This is a genomic window from Actinoalloteichus sp. GBA129-24, from assembly GCF_001941645.1.
Classification (GTDB): domain Bacteria; phylum Actinomycetota; class Actinomycetes; order Mycobacteriales; family Pseudonocardiaceae; genus Actinoalloteichus_A; species Actinoalloteichus_A fjordicus.
The window spans coordinates 1,815,229-1,833,599 of the sequence record NZ_CP016077.1 but is presented as its reverse complement, the minus strand read 5'-3'; the positions used below and the strand labels follow the sequence as shown (position 1 = coordinate 1,833,599).

16 protein-coding genes are annotated in these 18,371 nt (G+C 71.5%); 1 reads left to right on the top strand and 15 read right to left on the bottom strand.

The annotated features are described in order from the left end of the window. Positions 1–91: 91 nt before the first annotated feature. The 8 genes from UA75_RS08325 to UA75_RS08290 form a co-directional block, all read right to left on the bottom strand. On the bottom strand, positions 92–952 hold the full coding sequence (locus tag UA75_RS08325; RefSeq protein ID WP_075739758.1) for a DegV family protein: 861 nt from the start codon (positions 950–952) through the stop codon (positions 92–94). Between the two features lie 3 nt (positions 953–955). After that, positions 956–1,783, bottom strand: a complete 828-nt coding sequence (gene octT / locus UA75_RS08320; RefSeq protein WP_083683960.1) for a diglucosylglycerate octanoyltransferase — start codon at positions 1,781–1,783, stop codon at positions 956–958. Positions 1,784–1,788: 5 nt separating this feature from the next. Continuing rightward, positions 1,789–2,403: a histidine phosphatase family protein gene (locus UA75_RS08315; RefSeq protein WP_075739756.1), complete on the bottom strand. Its 615-nt coding sequence runs from the start codon at positions 2,401–2,403 to the stop codon at positions 1,789–1,791. Beyond that, positions 2,400–2,831 (bottom strand): ribosome silencing factor, encoded by a 432-nt coding sequence (gene rsfS, locus UA75_RS08310; protein ID WP_075739755.1) that lies wholly within the window; start codon positions 2,829–2,831, stop codon positions 2,400–2,402. Before rsfS ends, UA75_RS08315 begins: the two co-directional genes overlap by 4 nt. A 131-nt stretch (positions 2,832–2,962) precedes the next feature. Beyond that, the gene (gene nadD, locus UA75_RS08305) at positions 2,963–3,586 is read right to left on the bottom strand and encodes a nicotinate-nucleotide adenylyltransferase (RefSeq protein WP_257787503.1); all 624 of its coding nucleotides are present in this window, start codon (positions 3,584–3,586) and stop codon (positions 2,963–2,965) included. Positions 3,587–3,635: 49 nt separating this feature from the next. Further along, positions 3,636–3,860: a ferredoxin gene (locus tag UA75_RS08300; protein ID WP_075739754.1), complete on the bottom strand. Its 225-nt coding sequence runs from the start codon at positions 3,858–3,860 to the stop codon at positions 3,636–3,638. 13 nt (positions 3,861–3,873) lie between these two features. Then, positions 3,874–5,028, bottom strand: coding sequence for a cytochrome P450 (locus UA75_RS08295; RefSeq protein ID WP_198042966.1), 1,155 nt, complete (start codon positions 5,026–5,028; stop codon positions 3,874–3,876). A 162-nt stretch (positions 5,029–5,190) separates the two neighbouring features. Beyond that, on the bottom strand, positions 5,191–6,630 hold the full coding sequence (locus UA75_RS08290; protein ID WP_232237675.1) for a glutamate-5-semialdehyde dehydrogenase: 1,440 nt from the start codon (positions 6,628–6,630) through the stop codon (positions 5,191–5,193). A 93-nt stretch (positions 6,631–6,723) separates the two neighbouring features. Here UA75_RS08290 and UA75_RS08285 point away from each other — a divergent pair, with 93 nt between their 5' ends. Next, positions 6,724–8,835 (top strand): RecQ family ATP-dependent DNA helicase, encoded by a 2,112-nt coding sequence (locus UA75_RS08285; RefSeq protein WP_075743551.1) that lies wholly within the window; start codon positions 6,724–6,726, stop codon positions 8,833–8,835. Positions 8,836–9,000: 165 nt separating this feature from the next. Here UA75_RS08285 and UA75_RS08280 read toward each other — a convergent pair whose 3' ends face one another. From UA75_RS08280 to UA75_RS08250, 7 genes are all read right to left on the bottom strand, one after another. Further along, the gene (locus UA75_RS08280) at positions 9,001–10,719 is read right to left on the bottom strand and encodes a hypothetical protein (RefSeq protein WP_075739753.1); all 1,719 of its coding nucleotides are present in this window, start codon (positions 10,717–10,719) and stop codon (positions 9,001–9,003) included. A 384-nt stretch (positions 10,720–11,103) separates the two neighbouring features. After that, positions 11,104–12,234: a glutamate 5-kinase gene (gene proB, locus UA75_RS08275; RefSeq protein WP_198042965.1), complete on the bottom strand. Its 1,131-nt coding sequence runs from the start codon at positions 12,232–12,234 to the stop codon at positions 11,104–11,106. Next, on the bottom strand, positions 12,231–13,673 hold the full coding sequence (obgE, locus tag UA75_RS08270; RefSeq protein ID WP_075739752.1) for a GTPase ObgE: 1,443 nt from the start codon (positions 13,671–13,673) through the stop codon (positions 12,231–12,233). Before obgE ends, proB begins: the two co-directional genes overlap by 4 nt. 129 nt (positions 13,674–13,802) lie before the next feature. Continuing rightward, positions 13,803–14,060 carry a 50S ribosomal protein L27 gene (gene rpmA, locus UA75_RS08265; RefSeq protein WP_075739751.1) on the bottom strand — a complete coding sequence of 86 codons (258 nt, stop codon included), beginning with the start codon at positions 14,058–14,060 and terminating at the stop codon, positions 13,803–13,805. A gap of 14 nt (positions 14,061–14,074) precedes the next feature. Further along, positions 14,075–14,386, bottom strand: a complete 312-nt coding sequence (rplU, locus tag UA75_RS08260) for a 50S ribosomal protein L21 (RefSeq protein WP_075739750.1) — start codon at positions 14,384–14,386, stop codon at positions 14,075–14,077. Positions 14,387–14,529: 143 nt separating this feature from the next. After that, complete coding sequence (locus UA75_RS08255; RefSeq protein WP_075739749.1) at positions 14,530–15,939, bottom strand: hypothetical protein; 1,410 nt, start codon at positions 15,937–15,939, stop codon at positions 14,530–14,532. After that, positions 15,926–18,370, bottom strand: coding sequence for an ABC transporter permease subunit (locus UA75_RS08250; RefSeq protein ID WP_157434061.1), 2,445 nt, complete (start codon positions 18,368–18,370; stop codon positions 15,926–15,928). Before UA75_RS08250 ends, UA75_RS08255 begins: the two co-directional genes overlap by 14 nt. Between the last annotated feature and the right edge of the window lies 1 nt (position 18,371).

Genomic DNA, 18,371 nt, shown 5'->3' with positions numbered 1-18,371 from the left:
GGATGGCTGGAGCGCTGTGGACAACTCGCCGGGAGCGACACGCGAAAAGGACGAGGCGACGGACGTGGGGCGTAACGTCGGTGGGTCGGGGTCAGCTTGCACCGTCGGGTCCGCCGGGAAGCACGACGGCCCCGAGCACGCCGGGGCCGGTGTGCGCGCCCACCACCGCGCCGAGCTCCGAGATCAGGCAGGCGCGGCAGCCGGGCACCCGCTCCTCGATCCTCGCGGCCAGCTCCACGGCGCGCTCCGGCGCGTCGAGATGATGCACGGCGACACCGGTCTCCCCCGAACCGGCCGCCTCGGCGACGTGGTCGACCAGCCTGGTCAGCGCCCGCGCCGAGGTGCGAACCTTCTCCAGCGGCACGATGCGCCCGTCGTCGACGTGCAGCAGGGGCCGCACCGCCAACGCCGTGCCAAGGAACGCCGCCGCCGTGCCGATGCGACCACCACGCCGCAGGTACTCGAGGGTGTCCAGGCAGAAGAACGTCCTGGTGCGGGCGGCCGTCTGCCCGGCGACCCGCGCCACCTCGTCGCCCGTCGCGCCCGCGCCCGCGGCGTCGGCCGCCACCAGGACCGCGAAGCCGAGTCCCATCCCGGTGGAGCGGGAGTCGATCACATGGACCCGATCGGAGCCGATCTCCTCGGCCGCGAACCAGGCGGCGTCCCAGGTGCCGGAGAGATCCGAGGACAGATGCACCGAGACGATCTCCTCCGCACCGTCGCGCAGCAGCTCGCGATAGACGGCGGCGAACTCGACCGGGGTCGCGCGGGAGGTCGTGACCTGACGGTGCGCCCGCAGGTCGTCGGCCAGTTCCGCTGCGCCCATGTCGACGCCGTCCCGCAGCGACCGCCCGTCCACCAGCACGTGCAGGGGCACCACCCGCACACGCCTCCGCTCCGCGAACCCCTCCGGAAGGTAGGCGGTGGAGTCGGTCACCACGGCCACGGTCACGGTTTACCTGGTGACCCGAGTGGCAGGCATCTGCCGGTCGTCATGATCCGGATCGACACCGGTCGCCTCGTCGGCGGCCTGCTCCGCGGCGGGCCCGTCGGCAGAGTCGCAGGCAGCGCCCGCGAGCAGCAGTTCCGCCACGGCGACGCCGACGTCCTGATGGGCCTGCCAGCCCCAGTGCATCCCGTCGGGATTGCCCAGACCCGCGGCGAGGTGCGCCGTCACCAGCGCGGGCAGGTCGAGCAGCGGAGTGTCGGTACGCGAGCCCCAGGTCCGAACCGCAGCGACGGCCGGGGCGTGACCGGTGTGGACCCCGGCGTACTCGGCGGCCCGATGCACCGAGGGAAGCATCCCGATCACGGTGACGTCCGGGCGGAGGGCTGTGACCGCGGCTCGGCAGTCCTCCAGGTAGCGGACCGTCAGCCTGGGCGGCAGCGCCACCGGCCTCCCGCCGAGCATCCTGGCCAGTCCCGGCTGCAGACGGCGATAACCCGCGCGGACGCGACGTCGCAGACCGTCGGGACGCAGATAGCGCATGCCCTCCCGCAGCACGGTCGGCAGCGGAGAGGGCAGCGTGTCCATACTGCCCACCGCCAGGACCACCGCCCGCGCATGCGGCAGCGCGGCCCAACACCTCGGGTCACGGGTCAACGCCCACCAGGCATCCCGTGCCGTCCAGCCGAGGCCCGCGACCAGTTCGGCGCGCGTTCCCAGCCGCGCCGAGGCGACGTTGGGCCACAACCCCGGCTCGTCGGCCGGGTGCGGGCCTCGGGGACCGTGGAAAGTGAGGGAGTCGCCCAGCACCAGCAGCGTTCCCCTCGCCGAGTCCACCGGACTCACTCGACGACGCCTGCGTTGTACTGACGCAGTCGCCACCGCAGACCGTCGTCCGCCCGCCGTTCCAACACCGTCCAGTGGCAGTTGCCGATGCCGATGAGCTGCGGCCACTGCGCCGGACTCAGGCCGAGCAGCCTGCCGGTGAGCGCGACGATCAGCCCGCCGTGCGCACACAGCATCGCGGTCCCCGTGCGTTCCGCGTCGAGCTCGGCGACCACCGCTTCCGACCGTTCCGCAACCTGAACCCGGCTCTCGCCGCCGGGTGGGCCCCACTGCGGGTCCTCCCGCCACCGCGTCAGACCGCCGGGCCAGCCCTCCTCGACCTCGATGCCGCTCAGGCCCTCCCAGTCACCGATGTGCGTCTCCCGCAGCCGGGTGTCGACCCGAGTGTCGATCCCGGTGATGGCGTGGAACGCCGCAGCCGTGTCCGAGGCGCGCCGCAGATCGGAGGTCACCACGACGCCCGGCTCGAAACGGACCAGGGCGGGCGCCGCCCGCCGCGCCTGGGCACGCCCCTTCTCGGTGAGGTGCGTGTCGAGCTGTCCCTGCAGCCTGCCCGTGGCGTTGTGGTCCGTCTCGCCGTGCCGCCAGAGCACTAGTCGCGACAGGCTCACGCCTGGTCGTCCCCGACGCTGGCCGCCGCATCGGCGTCCTGAGCCCCCGAGCCGGCCGTGTCACCCGGATCACCGCCGTCGAACGGCACCCGAGGACAGTCCTTCCACAACCGCTCCAGCCCGTAGAAGGCACGTTCCTCGGCGTGCTGGACGTGCACGACGACGTCGATGAAGTCCAGCAGCACCCAGCGTCCCTCGCGGGCGCCCTCCCGGCGCACCGGCTTGACGCCTACGGCCCGCAGCTTCTCCTCGATGCCGTCGACGATGGCCGACACCTGGCGCTCGTTGGGGGCCGAGGCGATCACGAAACAATCGGTGATGACAAGCTGATCGGACACGTCCAGCACCACGATCTCGTGGGCCTTCTTGTCCGCCGCCGCACGGGCGGCGACGAGCGCCGTCTCCCGCGCCTCGTCGGTCGCAACCACAGTTCTCCCTCCGTGGCGGGCACACTCGTCGCCCGCTCGAATGCCTGAGCGTACCGGTGCGGCACGGCACGTCGACGCGCCGAGAAACACGGACGACACGGCCCGGCCGTCCACGACGCGCGACGGCGGTCTCAGCCCTGGTACAGGCTCCGTTTGGAGATGTACTGGACGACTCCGTCGGGCACCAGGTACCAGACCGGCATCCCCCCGGCCACCCGTGTGCGGCAGTCGGTGGAGGAGATCGCCATCGCGGGAACCTCGATCAGGGTGACCGAGCCCGCAGGCAGGTGGTGGTCCACCAGCTGGTAGCCGGGTCTGGTGACGCCGACGAAGTGAGCGAGGGCGAACAGCTCCTCGACCCGACGCCACGACAGGATCTGCTCCAGGGCGTCGGCACCGGTGATGAAGAAGAGATCGGCGTCCGGGAGGGCTCGCTGGAGGTCCTTGAGCGTGTCCACGGTGAAGGTCGGGCCGCTGCGATCGATGTCGACGCGGCTGACCGAGAAACGAGGATTCGAGGCGGTCGCGATGACCGTCATCAGATAGCGGTCCTCGGCGGCGCTGATCGTCTGGTCGTCCTTCTGCCACGGCCTGCCGGTGGGAACGAACACCACCTCGTCCAGCTCGAAACGAGCCTGCACCTCGCTGGCGACCACGAGGTGACCGTGGTGGATCGGGTCGAAGGTGCCGCCCATCACACCGACGCGTCGACGCGCAGGACGTGCTGCCGAGCTCACCGCCGTCGTTTCGGCCACGAGCGGGCAGCTTACCCGTCGGTCTGACAGGCGGCGGCCGACCCGAGACTCAGTCCGTCGGTGCGAGGACCTTCCCGCCCACCGCCTCACGCACGAGGATCGCCTCGACGGGGCAGCTCTCCGCCGCGTCGATCACCTCGTCGTGGGCGTCGATCTCCTCGGCGACGGCACTGGCCGCAGCACCGTCGAGCCGGAAGTGGTCCGGCGCGGTGCCCGTGCACATCCCCGAACCGACGCACGCACCCTGATTGACGTCGATCTTCCAGCGACCCATGACGTGATCCTCCCTACCAACCGACCGGCAGGCTGCGAAGCCCCCGGACCAGCATCCCGCTCTTCCATTCGAGAGCATCCTCCTCGACGCCGAGTCGCAGTCCCGGAAGCCTCCGGAGCAACGTCTCCAACGCGACCTGAAGCTCCATTCTCGCCAACTGCGCACCGATGCAGTGATGACTCCCGTGCCCGAATCCCAGATGAGGGTTGTGCTTACGGCCAGGATCGATCTCACTCGCCCCGCAGAAGACCTCCTCGTCCATGTTCGCCGAGGCCAGCGACACCACGACGGGATCGCCCGCGCGGATCACGACATCGCCGAGGCGGACGTCCTCCAGTGCGTAGCGTGCGGCGAGGACGGTGGTCAACGGTACGGATCGCATCAGCTCCTCCACCGTGGATTCGAGGAGATCCGGGGCGGCACGCACTCGATCGATCAGCCTGGGCGTCGTGAGCAGCACGTAGACGAAATTGGGGATCTGAGTGGCGATCGTCTCATGGCCTGCGGTGAGGATGGCGCCAGCCAGCAGCACCATCTCGTCGTCGGTGAGTCGGTCCTCCCCGTCCCTGGCCAGCACCATCGCGCCGAGCAGGTCGTCGGTCGGCTCGCGACGACGACGCGCGACCAGCTCGGTCAGATAGTCGTGCATGGCGAGCCGCTGCCGCCCGACCTCCTCGGGGGACGCCCCTGTCGTGGACAGGATCACCTCGGCCCAGGACCGCAGCCGACCCCGGTCCTCCGGCGGCACGCCCATCAACTCGCAGATCACGGCGATCGGGAACGGCAGGGCGAAGTGCTCGACCAGATCGACCGGCGGATCGTGTCGCACCAGATCCTCGACGAGCCGCTGCGCCGTCTCCCGTGTCTTCAGGCGCAACTCCTCCACCCGCCTGGCGGTGAGCGCCTTGGCCGCCAGACCGCGCAGGCGGGTGTGGTGCGGCGGATCCATCGTCGTGATGCCGACGTTGTGCTGATGCCTGCCGAGCCTCGGCTCGTCACGGTCCACCGACGCGGCGCGGCTGAACCGGGGATCGGCCAGCACCACCCTCGCGTACTCGAACCGGGTCACCAACCAGCCGTCCTCGCCGAAGGGCAGGCTCACTCGGCACACGGACTCGGTCGCGCGCAGCTCCGAGTAGAGCGGGTCGAGCATCAGTCGTTCACTCATCTCGAAGGGGTAAGACCTGACCTCGTGGGGGATCGTCACTCGCTGCTTTCCTCACTCACGGTGTCTGCCAACCACATGACAGCACCGAAAGTAAGCAGGTGACTACCTTGGGTCAATACACCCTTTCGTGAGGCCCCGCGCCCGCCTGCCCGGCGGCGGCCGTCACGACCTGGGTCGGACCTGCCCGTCCCCCCAGACGACCCATTTCGTCGACGTCAGCTCTGGAAGCCCCATCGGGCCCCTGGCGTGCAGCTTCTGCGTGGAGATGCCGATCTCGGCTCCCATGCCCAGCTCCGCGCCGTCGGTGAACCCGGTGGAGGCATTCACCACGACGGCGGCGGCGTCGACCCTGGCGACGAATCGACGGGCCGCGCGAAGGTCACTGGTGACGATGGCCTCGGTATGACCCGACCCGTGCCGCGCGATGTGCTCGACCGCCTCGTCCAGCGAGTCGACCACCTTCACCGCGAGATCCATCGAGAGGTACTCGGTGTCCCAGTCCTCCTCCGTGGCGGGCACCGACTCCGAGAGCAGTGCGGCCGAGGACTCGTCGGCGTGCACCACGACCTCGGCAGCACGCAGTTTCGACCCCATCATCGGCAGGAAGTCCTCGGCGACGGCCCGGTGCACCAGCAGTGTCTCGGCCGCGTTGCAGACGCTGGGACGCCGGGTCTTGGAGTTCAGCACGATGCGAACGGCCTGGTCGAGTTCGGCGGAGGAGTCCACGTAGACGTGGCAGTTGCCGATCCCGGTCTCGACGGTGGGCACGGTGGCCTGCTCGACCACTGCGGCGATGAGGCCCGCTCCGCCCCTCGGGATGACCAGGTCGACCAGGCCCCGCGCGGTGATCAGGTGGCGGACGGAGGCCCGGTCGTGGCACGGCAGGAGCTGGACGGCGTCCGCAGGCAGCCCGGCGGCGACCAGCACGTCACGCAGGATCGCGACGAGCGCGGTGTTGGATCGCTCCGCCGAGGAGGACCCGCGCAGCAGGACCGCGTTGCCCGATTTCAGGGACAGCCCGGCGGCGTCGACCGTCACGTTCGGCCTGCCCTCGTAGACCATGCCCAACACGCCGAGCGGAACCCGCAGCTGACGCAGCTCCAGCCCGTTGGGCAGCACACTGCCGCGCACCACCTCGCCCACCGGGTCGGGCAGCTCGGCGATGTCCCGCAGCCCCTGTGCGACCGCCGCCACGCGCTCTTCGGTCAGGGTCAGCCGGTCCACGAGGTTCGCGGGCATGTCGTTCTCGCGGGCGGCCGTCCGATCGGCCTCGTTCGCGGCGAGGATCTCCGGGGTCCGATCCAGCAAGGCCTGCGCCATCGCCACGAGGGCCGCGTCCTTCTCGGCACTCGTCACAAGCCCCGTGTCGGCGGCGGCCGCCCTGGCCCGGCGGGCCGCGTCGAGGACCTCGGCACGAAGGGCCGCATCGGCGTCGGCAGGCGAGGCGGGCGGGGCCTCCGCAGGACTGGTCCCCGGCTGCCCTGCGGCGGAGGCGGCCTCGGCACCGGCGTTCGCGGTGGTGTCCTCGGCGGCAGCCGCAGCAGCGTCGACAGCGTCCTTCTCGGAGAACCGCTCTGCCTCACCCATCGTCGTGCTGGTCATCTGCCCAGCGTAGAGCCTCGTCGGCACGGGCATCGAGCGACTTCTCGACGCCCGGTGGAGGGCCCGGCCGCGCTCTGCGGTATGCCTGACACCGTGGACGAGCAGGGTTTGCGAGAACTGGCCGAGGAGCGGTTGCGCGCGTTGGCGGGCCCGCAGGCACGTTTGCGAGAAGACCAGTGGGCCGCGATCAGTGCCCTGGTGGTGGACCGCCGACGGGCGCTCGTCGTGCAACGGACCGGCTGGGGCAAGTCGGCCGTCTACTTCGTGGCGACGGCGCTGCTCCGTGAACTGGGCGAAGGCCCCACGATCATCGTCTCGCCACTGCTGGCGCTGATGCGCAACCAGGTGGAGGCGGCGGCCCGTGCGGGCGTGCACGCGGCGACGATCAACTCGGCCAACGTCACCGAGTGGGAGGCGGTGCAGGACTCGGTGGCCGCAGGCGAGGTCGACGTGCTGCTGGTCAGCCCGGAACGGCTGAACAACCCCGACTTCCGAGACACCGTGCTGCCCGCCCTGACCGAGAGCGCCGGGCTGCTGGTGGTCGACGAGGCCCACTGCGTCTCCGACTGGGGACACGACTTCCGACCCGACTACCGCAGGCTGCGAACCCTGCTCACGGAACTCCCGGAGGGGGTTCCGGTGCTGGCCACGACGGCGACGGCCAACGACCGGGTCGTTCACGACGTCACCGAGCAGCTCGGACTCGGGCAGGCCGAGGCGCAGACCCTGGTGCTGCGCGGACCGCTGGACCGCGAGAGCCTGCACCTCGGGGTGCTGCGGCTGCCGACCGCCGAGGCCCGGCTCGCCTGGCTCGCCGAGAACCTGCCGCGGCTCACCGGCTCGGGCATCGTCTACACGCTGACCGTCGCCACCGCGGGCGAAGTGGCCGCCTACCTACGGGAACGCGGGCACGAGGTCGTCGCCTACACCGGTCGCACCGAACCGGCGGAGCGGGAGCAGATCGAGGCGGACCTGCTGGCCAACCGGGTCAAGGCGGTGATCGCCACCTCCGCGCTGGGCATGGGCTTCGACAAGTCCGATCTCGGGTTCGTCCTGCACCTGGGCGCGCCCGCCTCCCCCATCTCCTACTACCAGCAGATCGGTCGGGCCGGGCGTGGCGTGGCCCGCGCGGACGTGCTGTTGCTGCCGGGTCGGGAGGACGCCGAGATCTGGCGGTACTTCGCCTCCCTGGCCTTCCCCCCGGAGGCGGTCGTCACACAGGTGCTCGCCGTGCTGAACGCCTCGGACCGACCGTTGTCGACCTCGGCGCTGGAGCCCAGGGTCGAACTGTCCAGGAATCGGCTGGAGGTCGTGCTCAAGGTCCTCGACGTCGACGGCGCGGTGCGTCGGGTGCGCGGCGGCTGGGAGGGCACCGGGGAGACGTGGACCTACGACGCCACGCGGTATCAGCGGATCGAGCAGGCCAGGCAGTCCGAGCAGCACGCCATGCTCGCCTACCTCGACTCGACCGGCTGCCGGATGGAGTTCCTCCGCACCCAGCTCGACGACCCGGCTGCGGCGTCCTGCGGGCGGTGCGACAACTGCACCGGCCGACGCTGGTCCGACGAGGTGTCCGCCGCCGAGCAGGCCGCGGCCGGTGAGCGACTGCGCAGGCCCGGTGTGGAGATCGGCACGCGCAGACAGTGGCCCACCGGAATGGCGTCATTGGGAATCGAGGCGACCGGCCGGATCGACGCGGGCGAGTCGGCGGCGGAGGGAAGAGCGCTGGGCAGGCTCACCGACATCGGGTGGGGCGGCAGGCTGCGCGAGCTGCTGGCCCCCGACGCCCGTGACGATCAACCGGTGCCTGCGGACGTCGTCACGGCCTGTGTCTCGGTGCTGGCGGCCTGGGACTGGGCACGGCGCCCGGTCGGAATCGTCGCCGTGGGCTCCCGGACGCGGACCCGACTGATCCGCAGCCTCGCCGAGCGCATCGGTGCGCTGGGCAGGCTTCCCGTCCTCGGCGAGATCGCCGTGGTCGGTGAGGCGCCGCGCCGAGCGAACAGTGCGCAGCGGGTCGCCGGGCTGTGGGAGTCCTTCGCCGTGCGGGAGCCGCTGGTGAGCAGACTCGCCGAGATCGACGGACCGGTGCTGCTGATCGACGACCGGGTGGACACCGGCTGGACCATGACGATCACCGCGAGGCTGCTCCGCCAGGCGGGCGTGCCGGCCGTCCTGCCCTTCGCCCTCGCCGTCACCAGCTGACACCGACCGTCTCGCCACGGGTGGCCGTCCGCGTCGACGCACGCGGCGCGGACCGAGACCGCCCGACCCGACTTCGGCTCGGGCGGCGCGGCGCACAGAAGAGCAGCGCTCCCGATCAGCCCGGCGAGGGTCGCGTGACGGCTCGCCCGACCGAGCGAGCCCGCATCAGCCAGGGTCGGCGGACGCCGTCCCAGGGCCGGCGTCCCCGCCCGGCGAGCCGGAGTCGGCAGGCGGCACCTCCGCGGCAGGAATCGGCGACTCGACCCGAGGCGACTCCGGCTGAGCGTGTGCTACCCGGGACAGGACGACCGGAGACGGCTCGTCCTCGGCCTGCTCAGCACGCACCGGCGCGTCCTGCGACGCCTCGGAAGGGCCGGTCGTCGGGCCGAGTGCCTGATCAGCGCCGGACACCGACTGCGGTCCGCCAGTCGGACTCGACACCGCAGAGGCGGGCCGAGACGCCACGTCGACGTGACGGACGAGCTCCGCAGGCACGCCCTGCGGCGACGAGTCGTCGGCACCGATGAGGTACGGGGGTCGGGGAGCCTGCGCACCCGCAGGCCGGCTGCCCGTCAGCGGGCGGCCGAACACCTGGATCGGCCCGGTCTGCGGTGCGGCCGGTCCCTCGGCGGCCGGGGTGACCTGCTCATGGGGCGCCACGGGCGGGCCTGCGGCCGGAAGCGTGCCGAGCCGCCACCGTAGCGACCAGGTGGGAACGAGCGAGGCGATCACGACCGACGGCAGTGCGAAGCTCACCGCGAACGACATCGGGTCGGTGGCAGGCTCGCCGAGGACGGTGGACCACACGACGAGGTCGACCAGCCCGAACAGCAGGAACACCGTCGCGGCGATCAGGGCGGTGCGCCTGCCACGTCGAGGATCGCGTCGCAGGACGGCATGGGCGGTCAGCGACCCGACGACCAGTGCCACCGCCAGGATCAAGGTCATCACCTGTGCGCCGCGCTGCGTCGCGACGTTGAGGAACATGATGAGCCCGTAGATGAAACCGGCCACGCTGGTGACCGCGATCAGCTCCAGCGCTCGCACGACCGCACCCACCCGCTGCACGTTGCGCGGCGACTGGTTCATCGTGCGGACCACCCCTGGTGCAGCGGCCAGCGCGGCGGCGGCAGGCCAGAAGACCAGGCCGCTCAACGGACGGTAGATCGACTCGACGGCCGGGGCGAACACCATCACCGCCGTCACCGCCGCACCGAGCCACAACACGATGCGCCGCCAGCCGAGATCGCCCATCACCAGCCCGACGAACGGAGGCACGGTGAACACGATCATGGTCAGCAGCAGCGACGCGAGGCCGGTCAACGCCGTCGTCGGCACGCCGCTCGCCACGTCGATCAGCCCCAGGACGGTGCTCAACAGCAGGCACAGGACGGTCAGCGTCGCGACGCCGACCGAGGCGATCCGCCAGGCCTCGTCCAGACCACGCGGGACCCTGGGCAGCTCCGCGACGCGAGGGGCGGCGGCGAGCAGCACGCCTGCCAGGCCGATGCCCAGGCCGGAGCCGAAGCCGCCTGCCGTGTCGACGCCGAGGACCAGTCCCTCCACCGAGGCGAGCGTCTCCGGGGTCTCGCCCATCACGATGTCGAGGACCAGCGTCGTGATGACGACGGCCACATACGGCAGGACGAAGGACGCCCGCAGCAGCCAGGCCCGCAACAGGTCGGCCCGCCCGGACAGCGCCCCGGATCGGAGGATGTACGGCACGGTCAGACAGAGCAGCGCGAGGATCGAGGTCAGCACCACGTCGATCCGGTCGGCAGCCAGGCCATGACCGTCCCACGGCAGGGCCAGCGACACGAGGATGAGCACCAGTGCGACGCCGTCCCGGACCCGGTCCGACACCGGAATGCGCGGATAGGGCATGGGTGGCGCGGCAGACCGGACGTGACCACCGGACGCGAAGCCCGGCGGCGCGTCGCCGCGTAGTGGACCTCCCGCTACCGGCGGGATCAGCCCGCCGTGGCGTGCCGCACCGCAGTCGGCACAGCGACTCCCGCTCGAAAGGGTGCGCCCACAACCGTCACACACGTTCACCGGTACCCCTCGTCCGCTCGATCATCGAGCGCCGGTCTGCCCCGCGAACCCCCACGCGAGTCGATCGACGTGTCGTCCGCCGACACGCTCAGTCACCGGACGACACCCATTCTGGCCGTACCGTGCGATCGACTTCCCGCCGGGATCACCCAGTGCACCGCCGCACAGCCCGCGCGGCCCGGTCCGGGCACTGAAGCCTGCGAACGCGCCGGATCAGCTCACGACGACGAGATCGTCGGCATGCACGACCTCGCGGCGGAACTCGGCGGGGAGCTCATGGGAGGACCGGCCGATCAGCTCCGGCAGTTCGGCTGCGTCGTAGGCGACGACCCCTCTGGCCACGACGCGCTCCGTGCCGTCGACCAGCTCCACGACGTCGCCGGCGTGGAAGTCGCTCGTCGTCCCGGTGATCCCCGCAGCCAGCAGCGACCGCCTGCGCTGCGTGACGGCCTGGACCGCGCCGTCGTCCAGTCTGATCCGGCCGGTCGCGCTCGCGGCGTGACCGAGCCAAAACCGGCGGGCGGACAGCCGGGCGCCCGTGACGCCGAAGGCGGTACCCACGTCGGCGGGGCCCAGAGCCCGCACCGCGTCGTCGGCGCCCGCGAGCAGGACCGGGATGCCCGCCGAGGACGCCATGCGCGCTGCGGCGAGTTTAGAGGCCATCCCGCCGGTGCCCAGCCCGTCGGCCCGCCCGTCTCCCGCCCGGACCTCGGCCAGGTCGCCCGCGCCCTCGACCTCGGTGATCCGCCGGGCCCCGCCGTGCCGAGGATCGCCGTCGTACAACGCGTCCACGTCGGAGAGCAGGACCAGTGCGTCGGCGCCGACGAGGTGCGCCGCCAGGGCGGCCAGTCGATCGTTGTCACCGAAGCGGATCTCATCGGTGGCGACGGTGTCGTTCTCGTTGACGACCGGCACCACCCCGAGCGCGAGCAGCCGTTCGAAGGTGCGCTGGGCGTTGCGGTAGTGCGCCCGGCGGACGACGTCGTCGGCGGTCAACAACACCTGGCCGACCACCCGCTGATGACGACCGAAGGACGTGGCGTAGGCGTGTGCCAGCGCGAGCTGACCCACGCCTGCGGCGGCCTGCTGCGTCGCCAGGTCACGAGGACGGCGGGCCAACGCCAGCGGCGCCAGCCCGGCGGCGATCGCGCCGGACGAGACCAGTACGAGCTGACCGCCGCGCGCGCATCGCCCCGCGACGGCGTCCACCAGCGCGTCCAGCCTCGCCGTGTCCAGCCCGCCCGAGGCGGTGGTCAGCGACGAGGAGCCGACCTTGACGACGAGTCTGCGCGCCGCGCCGACCCGCCGTCGCGTCTCCGACAGCACCGCCGCGCCACCGCTCATCCCGTCGTGTCCTCCACGTCGATGCCGCGCCGGATCCGGGAGGCCGCCTTGCGGTCCTTCGCGGGCACCCGGTCGTTGCGTTCCAGTCGCCGGTCGGTTCCCCGGCCGGTCATCGACATCGCCACGCCTGCGGGGGTGGTGGGCTCCCAGTCGAACGTGAGGCCGCCGATGGTCACCGACGCACCGGGCTCGGCGCCCAGGGCCGCGAGCTTGTCCTCGACCCCGAGGCGGGCGAGCCGGTCGGCGAGATAGCCCACCGCCTCGTCGTTGTTGAAGTCGGTCTGCAGCACCCATCGCTCCGGACGGTCGCCACGCACCACGAACGCGCCCGGCTCGGCGGGATTCGGGGTCACGGTGAACCCGCTGTCGTCGACGGCGGTGGGGCGCAGCACGAGGCGCGTCGCCTCCGGGGCAGGCTGTGCGGCCCGGTACTCGGCCACGACCTTGCCGAGGGCGAAGGTCAGCTCGCGGAGGCCCTCCCTGGTCGCGGTGGAGACCGGGAACACCTGGAGTCCACGTTCCTCCAGGTCGGGCCGGACCATGTCGGCCAGTTCGCGCGCCTCCATGATGTCGATCTTGTTGAGCACGACGATCCGGGGGCGGTCGGCCAGGTCCCCGCCGAGTGAGGGCGTGTAGCGGGCCAGCTCCTCCTCCAGCGCCTCCAGGTCGGAGACGGGGTCGCGGCCGGGTTCCTCCGTCGCGCAGTCCAGGACGTGGACCAGCAGCGCACAACGCTCGATGTGCCGCAGGAAGTCGAGTCCGAGGCCCTTGCCCTCGCTGGCGCCCGGAATGAGTCCCGGCACGTCGGCCATGGTGAACACGGTCTCGCCCGCCGTGATCACGCCCAGATTCGGCACCAGGGTCGTGAACGGATAGTCGGCGATCTTGGGGCGGGCGGCGGAGAGCACGGCGATCAGGGAGGACTTGCCCGCCGACGGGAAGCCGAGCAGGCCGACGTCGGCCACGGACTTGAGCTCCAGGACGAGCTCGCGCTCCTCGCCTGGCTCACCGAGCAGCGCGAAGCCGGGAGCCTTACGGGCCTTGGACGCCAGCGAGGCGTTGCCCAGCCCGCCTCGGCCGCCTTGAGCTGCGACGAGCCGGGTTCCGTGGCCGGTGAGGTCGGCCAGGATGTTGCCGTCGGCGTCCGTGATCACCGTGCCGTCGGGGACCTTCAGCTCCAGGTCAACACCGGTCGCTCCGTCGCGGTTGTTGCCCTGGCCCTGCCTGCCGTTGGTGGCGCGGGCGTTCGGTCGGTAGTGGAAGTCCAACAGCGTGTGCACGTTGGAGTCGACGACGAGGACGACGTCTCCGCCGCGCCCGCCGTTTCCGCCGTCCGGGCCGCCCAACGGCTTGAACTTCTCACGGTGCACGGAGGCGCAGCCATTGCCGCCGTTGCCTGCGGCCACATGGATCACCACGCGGTCGACGAAACGGGACACGGCGGTACTCCTTCCCCTGACTGTCCGGGCCGGCGGATCACCGGGCCGGAACGACACAAGGCGAGGGGCGGGCCGGAACTCTCCGGGCCCGCCCCTCGCCGGGGTCGTTGACGTCGTCGGCGGCGGGGCTCAGCCCTGCGCCGGGACGATGTTGACGGTCTTACGACCACGCTTGCTGCCGAACTCGACCGCGCCTGCGGACAGTGCGAACAGCGTGTCGTCGTTGCCTCGGCCGACGTTCACGCCAGGGTGGAACTTGGTGCCGCGCTGACGCACCAGGATCTCACCCGCGCTGACGACCTGACCGCCGAAGCGCTTCACACCGAGCCGCTGGGCATTGGAATCGCGGCCGTTCCGGGAGCTGGATGCGCCCTTCTTGTGTGCCATGGCTGCTCAGGTCCTCACTTGTCGGAGATGCCGGTGACCTCGACGCGGGTCAGCTTCTGCCGGTGACCCTGCCGCTTGTGGTAGCCGGTCTTGTTCTTGAACTTGTGGATGCGAATCTTGGGGCCCTTGGACTGCTCGACGACCTTGCCGGTCACCGAGAACTTCTCCAGGGCGGACGCGTCGTGCGTGATGTCGTTGCCATCGACGACGAGCAGCGCCGGGAAGTTGACCGCGGTGCCCGGCTCGCCCTCAAGCTTCTCGACCTCGACGACGTCGCCGACAGCCACCTTGTACTGTTTGCCGCCGGTCTTGACGATCGCGTACATCAGGACGGAAGTCTCCTGCTACTCGACGATGATGGACGGCGTGCGAACACAGATCGATGAAGCGGATTCTGTGAGACCTCGCACGGCTGGGTCAGCCCGGACGGGCGACCGGCGCTCAGGTTACGTGCCCGGCGGGCAGAGGGTCAAACCGGGGTGGCGTCCGCTGCGGAGGCCCCCGGCCGCCCACTCCCCCTCAGGAGGCGTTCTGCCTGGTCACGATACCGATGAGCGAGCACGAGTCCCGGTGAGTCGGCGGGTTCCCCGCCTCGAAGCTCGATACTGCGGTCGAGGCGGTCCAGCGCGACGGCCGCCGCATGCTCCACCGTCCACGACTCCGTATCGTCGGACAGCGCCTTACCGAGGTCCGGCTGGACGAGCAGTGCGGTGCCACCGTGCAGCAGACAGCGCGCCAGGCCCGCGTCATCGCCGAGATCCCTGAAGACCTCCTCGGCCGCGCGCCACCGCCGACACGCGTGCGCCCGATCGCCGAGCCGCCACTCGGCCACTCCGCACAGCTCCACCGCGTGGGCCTCGGCCGAGTGGTCCTCGACCTGTCTGGCCAGCCATTCCGCCTCATTGAGGTGGTGGAGGGCGTGCTGCGGCTCCCCTCGACGCAGCCGCAGGACGCCCAGGTTGATCCGAACGCCGATCCAGGCGTGCAGATCGGAGGAGGGCAGCCGCTCGGCGGCGTCCCGAAGACAGCTCTCCGCCTCTTGCAGGGCGTCGTCCTCCTGATGGGCGGACAGCGTCCCGGTGAGCCTGCCGTGTTCCGCCTCGAGCAGGCGAAGCACGGCCCACGCGTTGTTCTCCCGACCCGAGAGCGCGCCCGAGTCCGTCATGGTGATCGAGCCGAGTTCCTTCTCGGCCAGCTCGGCCTGTCCCTCGAGTCGGAGCGCGGTGGCGCGGGTGATCCGCGCGAGGTTGCGTACCTCTGCATCCGGTTGCCGCGTCACCCGACCCGGTGATCGCCGCAACCGACGTCGGAGGTCGTCGACCCGTCGCCGGGCGGCCTGCTCGCACGCCGCCTCGATCGCATCGGCGAGTCCCCGCAGGTCGACGTAGCGGCGCTGCCGCGAGAACCAGACCTCCAGGGCACTCGCGATGACCCGAAGTCGACGCAGCTCGTTCAGTCGGACGTCGCCGCTCCACAGGAGCGCGACCATCCGGTCCTCCTCCTCGGCGAACCATTTCTCGGCCCCGGTGCGACGGGTGGGGACGGCCAGGTCGGCCGCATGGAACTCGGCACGGCGGGCATAGAAGCGGATCGTCCCGGCCGCAGCGCGTCGGCGGCCGGGGCGCGCGGGCGCGGGGCGCTCCACGTCGGCGGGCCTGCGCCGACGCCAGGAACGCACGGCCGCGACGCCGATCCACGCCAGCGCAGCCGTGCAGGCACCGGCGGACACGATGATCGCCAGCGAGATCCGGCTGTCCGGCCGCGCGAGGACGGCCTCCGCGAACGCGGCCGAGAGCAGTCCGAGAGGCAGCCAGGCCAGGATCTTGACGACCCGCTCCCGCACCTCGCCGTCGCCTCGACGCTCGTCATCGGCCTGCACGGCGACGCACCCCCGTCAGCCCTCGGACGGCCGTTCGCCATCCCAGTCCGAGCACGATCAACGGCACGATCAGCGAGAAGACCGCCGCCGCCGCGATCGGGCCCGCCGAGGTGTGGAACCAACGAAGCTCGCCCCACAGCAGCAGCGTCAGCGGCGAGGCGGGCGTCCCGCCGAGCAGCAGCCCCATCACCAGGTCGTTCCAGACCAGGACGAACTCGAGCACCGCGACGGCGACGACGGCGTCCCAGTGTCGCCGGATGAGCCCGAGGCCCTCGGCCTGGCGGTCGATCTCGCCCGTCAACGTCTGGTCCAGCGGGGAGGAGGTGGTGAGGAATGCGCCGCGCATCAGCAGGATCGCGAACGGCAGGCCAGCCGCCGTGTGCGCGAGGATCAACGCGAGGTTGAGGGAGGTCCCGGTCAGATTGGTGGCGGCGAACCACTCGGCCATCGGCGCGGCGTAAAGCTGCACAGGCGCCACGGCGAGCAGCGCCAACACGATCACGACGGCGCTGACCAGGCGTGGGCCTGCGACGCTCCAGGCCAGTGCGTGGCCGACCGAGCCTGCGATCACCGCCACCAGCAGCGCCGTGGTGCCCGCCATGAACAGACTCGCCCCGAGCGCGCCGATCAGGCCGTTGTCCAGCGCCGCGCGAAACGAGGCGAGCCCGAGACCGTCGATGCCGCCGTTCCAGAATCCCGTCAGCGCGGCGTCGGCAGGCGACCGCAGGGAGGTCCCGACGAGCACGATGAGGGGCGACAGCCAGATCAGCCCCAGCAGCCCGAGCAGGACCGCGATCGATCGACGCAGGAGAGTCCGTTGTCGCATCGGCGGGCCGATGAGCGGGACTCGCTCGGCGGGTGCGGGCACCGGCAGGATCACGCTGGTCACGCCGCGCGCCTGTCGAACGCCCCACACCGCGCCGAGCGCGACCACCGCGACCATGCCGAACAGCAGCGTGGCCATGGCCGCCCGCTCCCCCGGCGTCGCCTCGGGCGAGCGCCACCAGAGCAGCGCGCCGACCTCGACGTCGGCCTGGAGCGGGCCGGGGACCATGACCAGCATCAGGTCGAACAGCCGAACCGCGGCGACCATCAAGGTCAACAGCACGACGGTGATCACCGGTCTCAGCAGCGGCACGATCACGCGCGTGAGCCGGTGCAGGGGGCGCAGGCCCTCGGCCTTCGCGACCCGCACCAGGTCCGGCGGGATGACGTTGAGCCTCGTCCGGAACAGTGAGACGGCGAAGCCCAGCCAGGCCCAGGTGAAGGCCAGCACCAAGGGAATCCAGATCACCTCGGCTCGATACGGCTGCGGTCCGGGCCAGGGGGGCGTGGTCGACCGCTCCGGGATGATCAGTCGGTGATCGACGGACTCGGTCGCCCCGGCAGGCCCGAGTTCCACGGCGAAACGACCACGGTCGTCGGTCACCGTCTCCACCGGGTCGATGCCGAAGGCGTCGGCTCGCACCGTGACCCCGGGCAGTGCCCCTGACTGGTCATGCAGGGTGCCGGTGATCCGGTTCGGCGGCTGCGAATCGGGGTCGACGCAGGACACGGGATCTCGGTCGGACGTCTCGTCCGACGACTCAGGCGAGCCGGGACGGGGCTCGGGAGCCTCGCGAGGGGTCACCACCCGCAGGTCGACGTGACATCCCGCCCGGTAGTTGAACGTGGTGACCAGGTCGCCCTGGTCGTACAGGCGCGATTCCTCCGGTGCCGTCTCGTCGGGTCGTGCCCCGCCGGCAGGGGCAGGGTCGGCCAGGGCCTCGTAGCCTGCGACGGCGACGGCGCTGATCATCCCTCGGTCGGGGTCGGGGTCGACGAGCAGGCGGAAGGCCGCGCCGGTCACCAGCATCGAGGCGGCCAGCGGGATGAGCAGGGGCAGGGTGAGCAACCGCGAGGCGTCGCCGACGAATCGCCCGAGCGCGGCCACGATCAGTCCGAGCAGGGCCACGCCGACGGCCACCGCCGCCCAGAGTCCGCTGCGCAGCAGCGCAGCGCGCATCGTCTGGTCGGACAGCACCGCGACGTAGTGCGACATGCCGAGGCCGCCGGTCGGTCCGTCCAGCCGGATGCTGCGCCAGATGGTCGCCAGGATCGAGGTGACGAGCAGCGCGGCCAGGAGCACCGCGAAGACGTTCGCCACGACGCGGAGGCTGACGACGGACAGGAAGTGCGCGCGCTGTGGTCGAGCCGCCACGCCGTGCACCGACGGCCCGGTCACATCGCGTCCGACCGTCTCCAGCTCCACGTAGTCGCGAACAGGCTCCGGTTCCGGCGCAGGCTCCGGCCCTGGGGAGGACGCGGGGCTCGGCGCCTCCCCCGGGGCGGACTCGGAACCGTCGGCGGCACGGGATCGAGGGCTGCGCGCCGGGCGGACTGCTGCCGGGCGCTCAGGAGGGTCCCCGCCGTCGCGGGTCGGTTCGTCCACG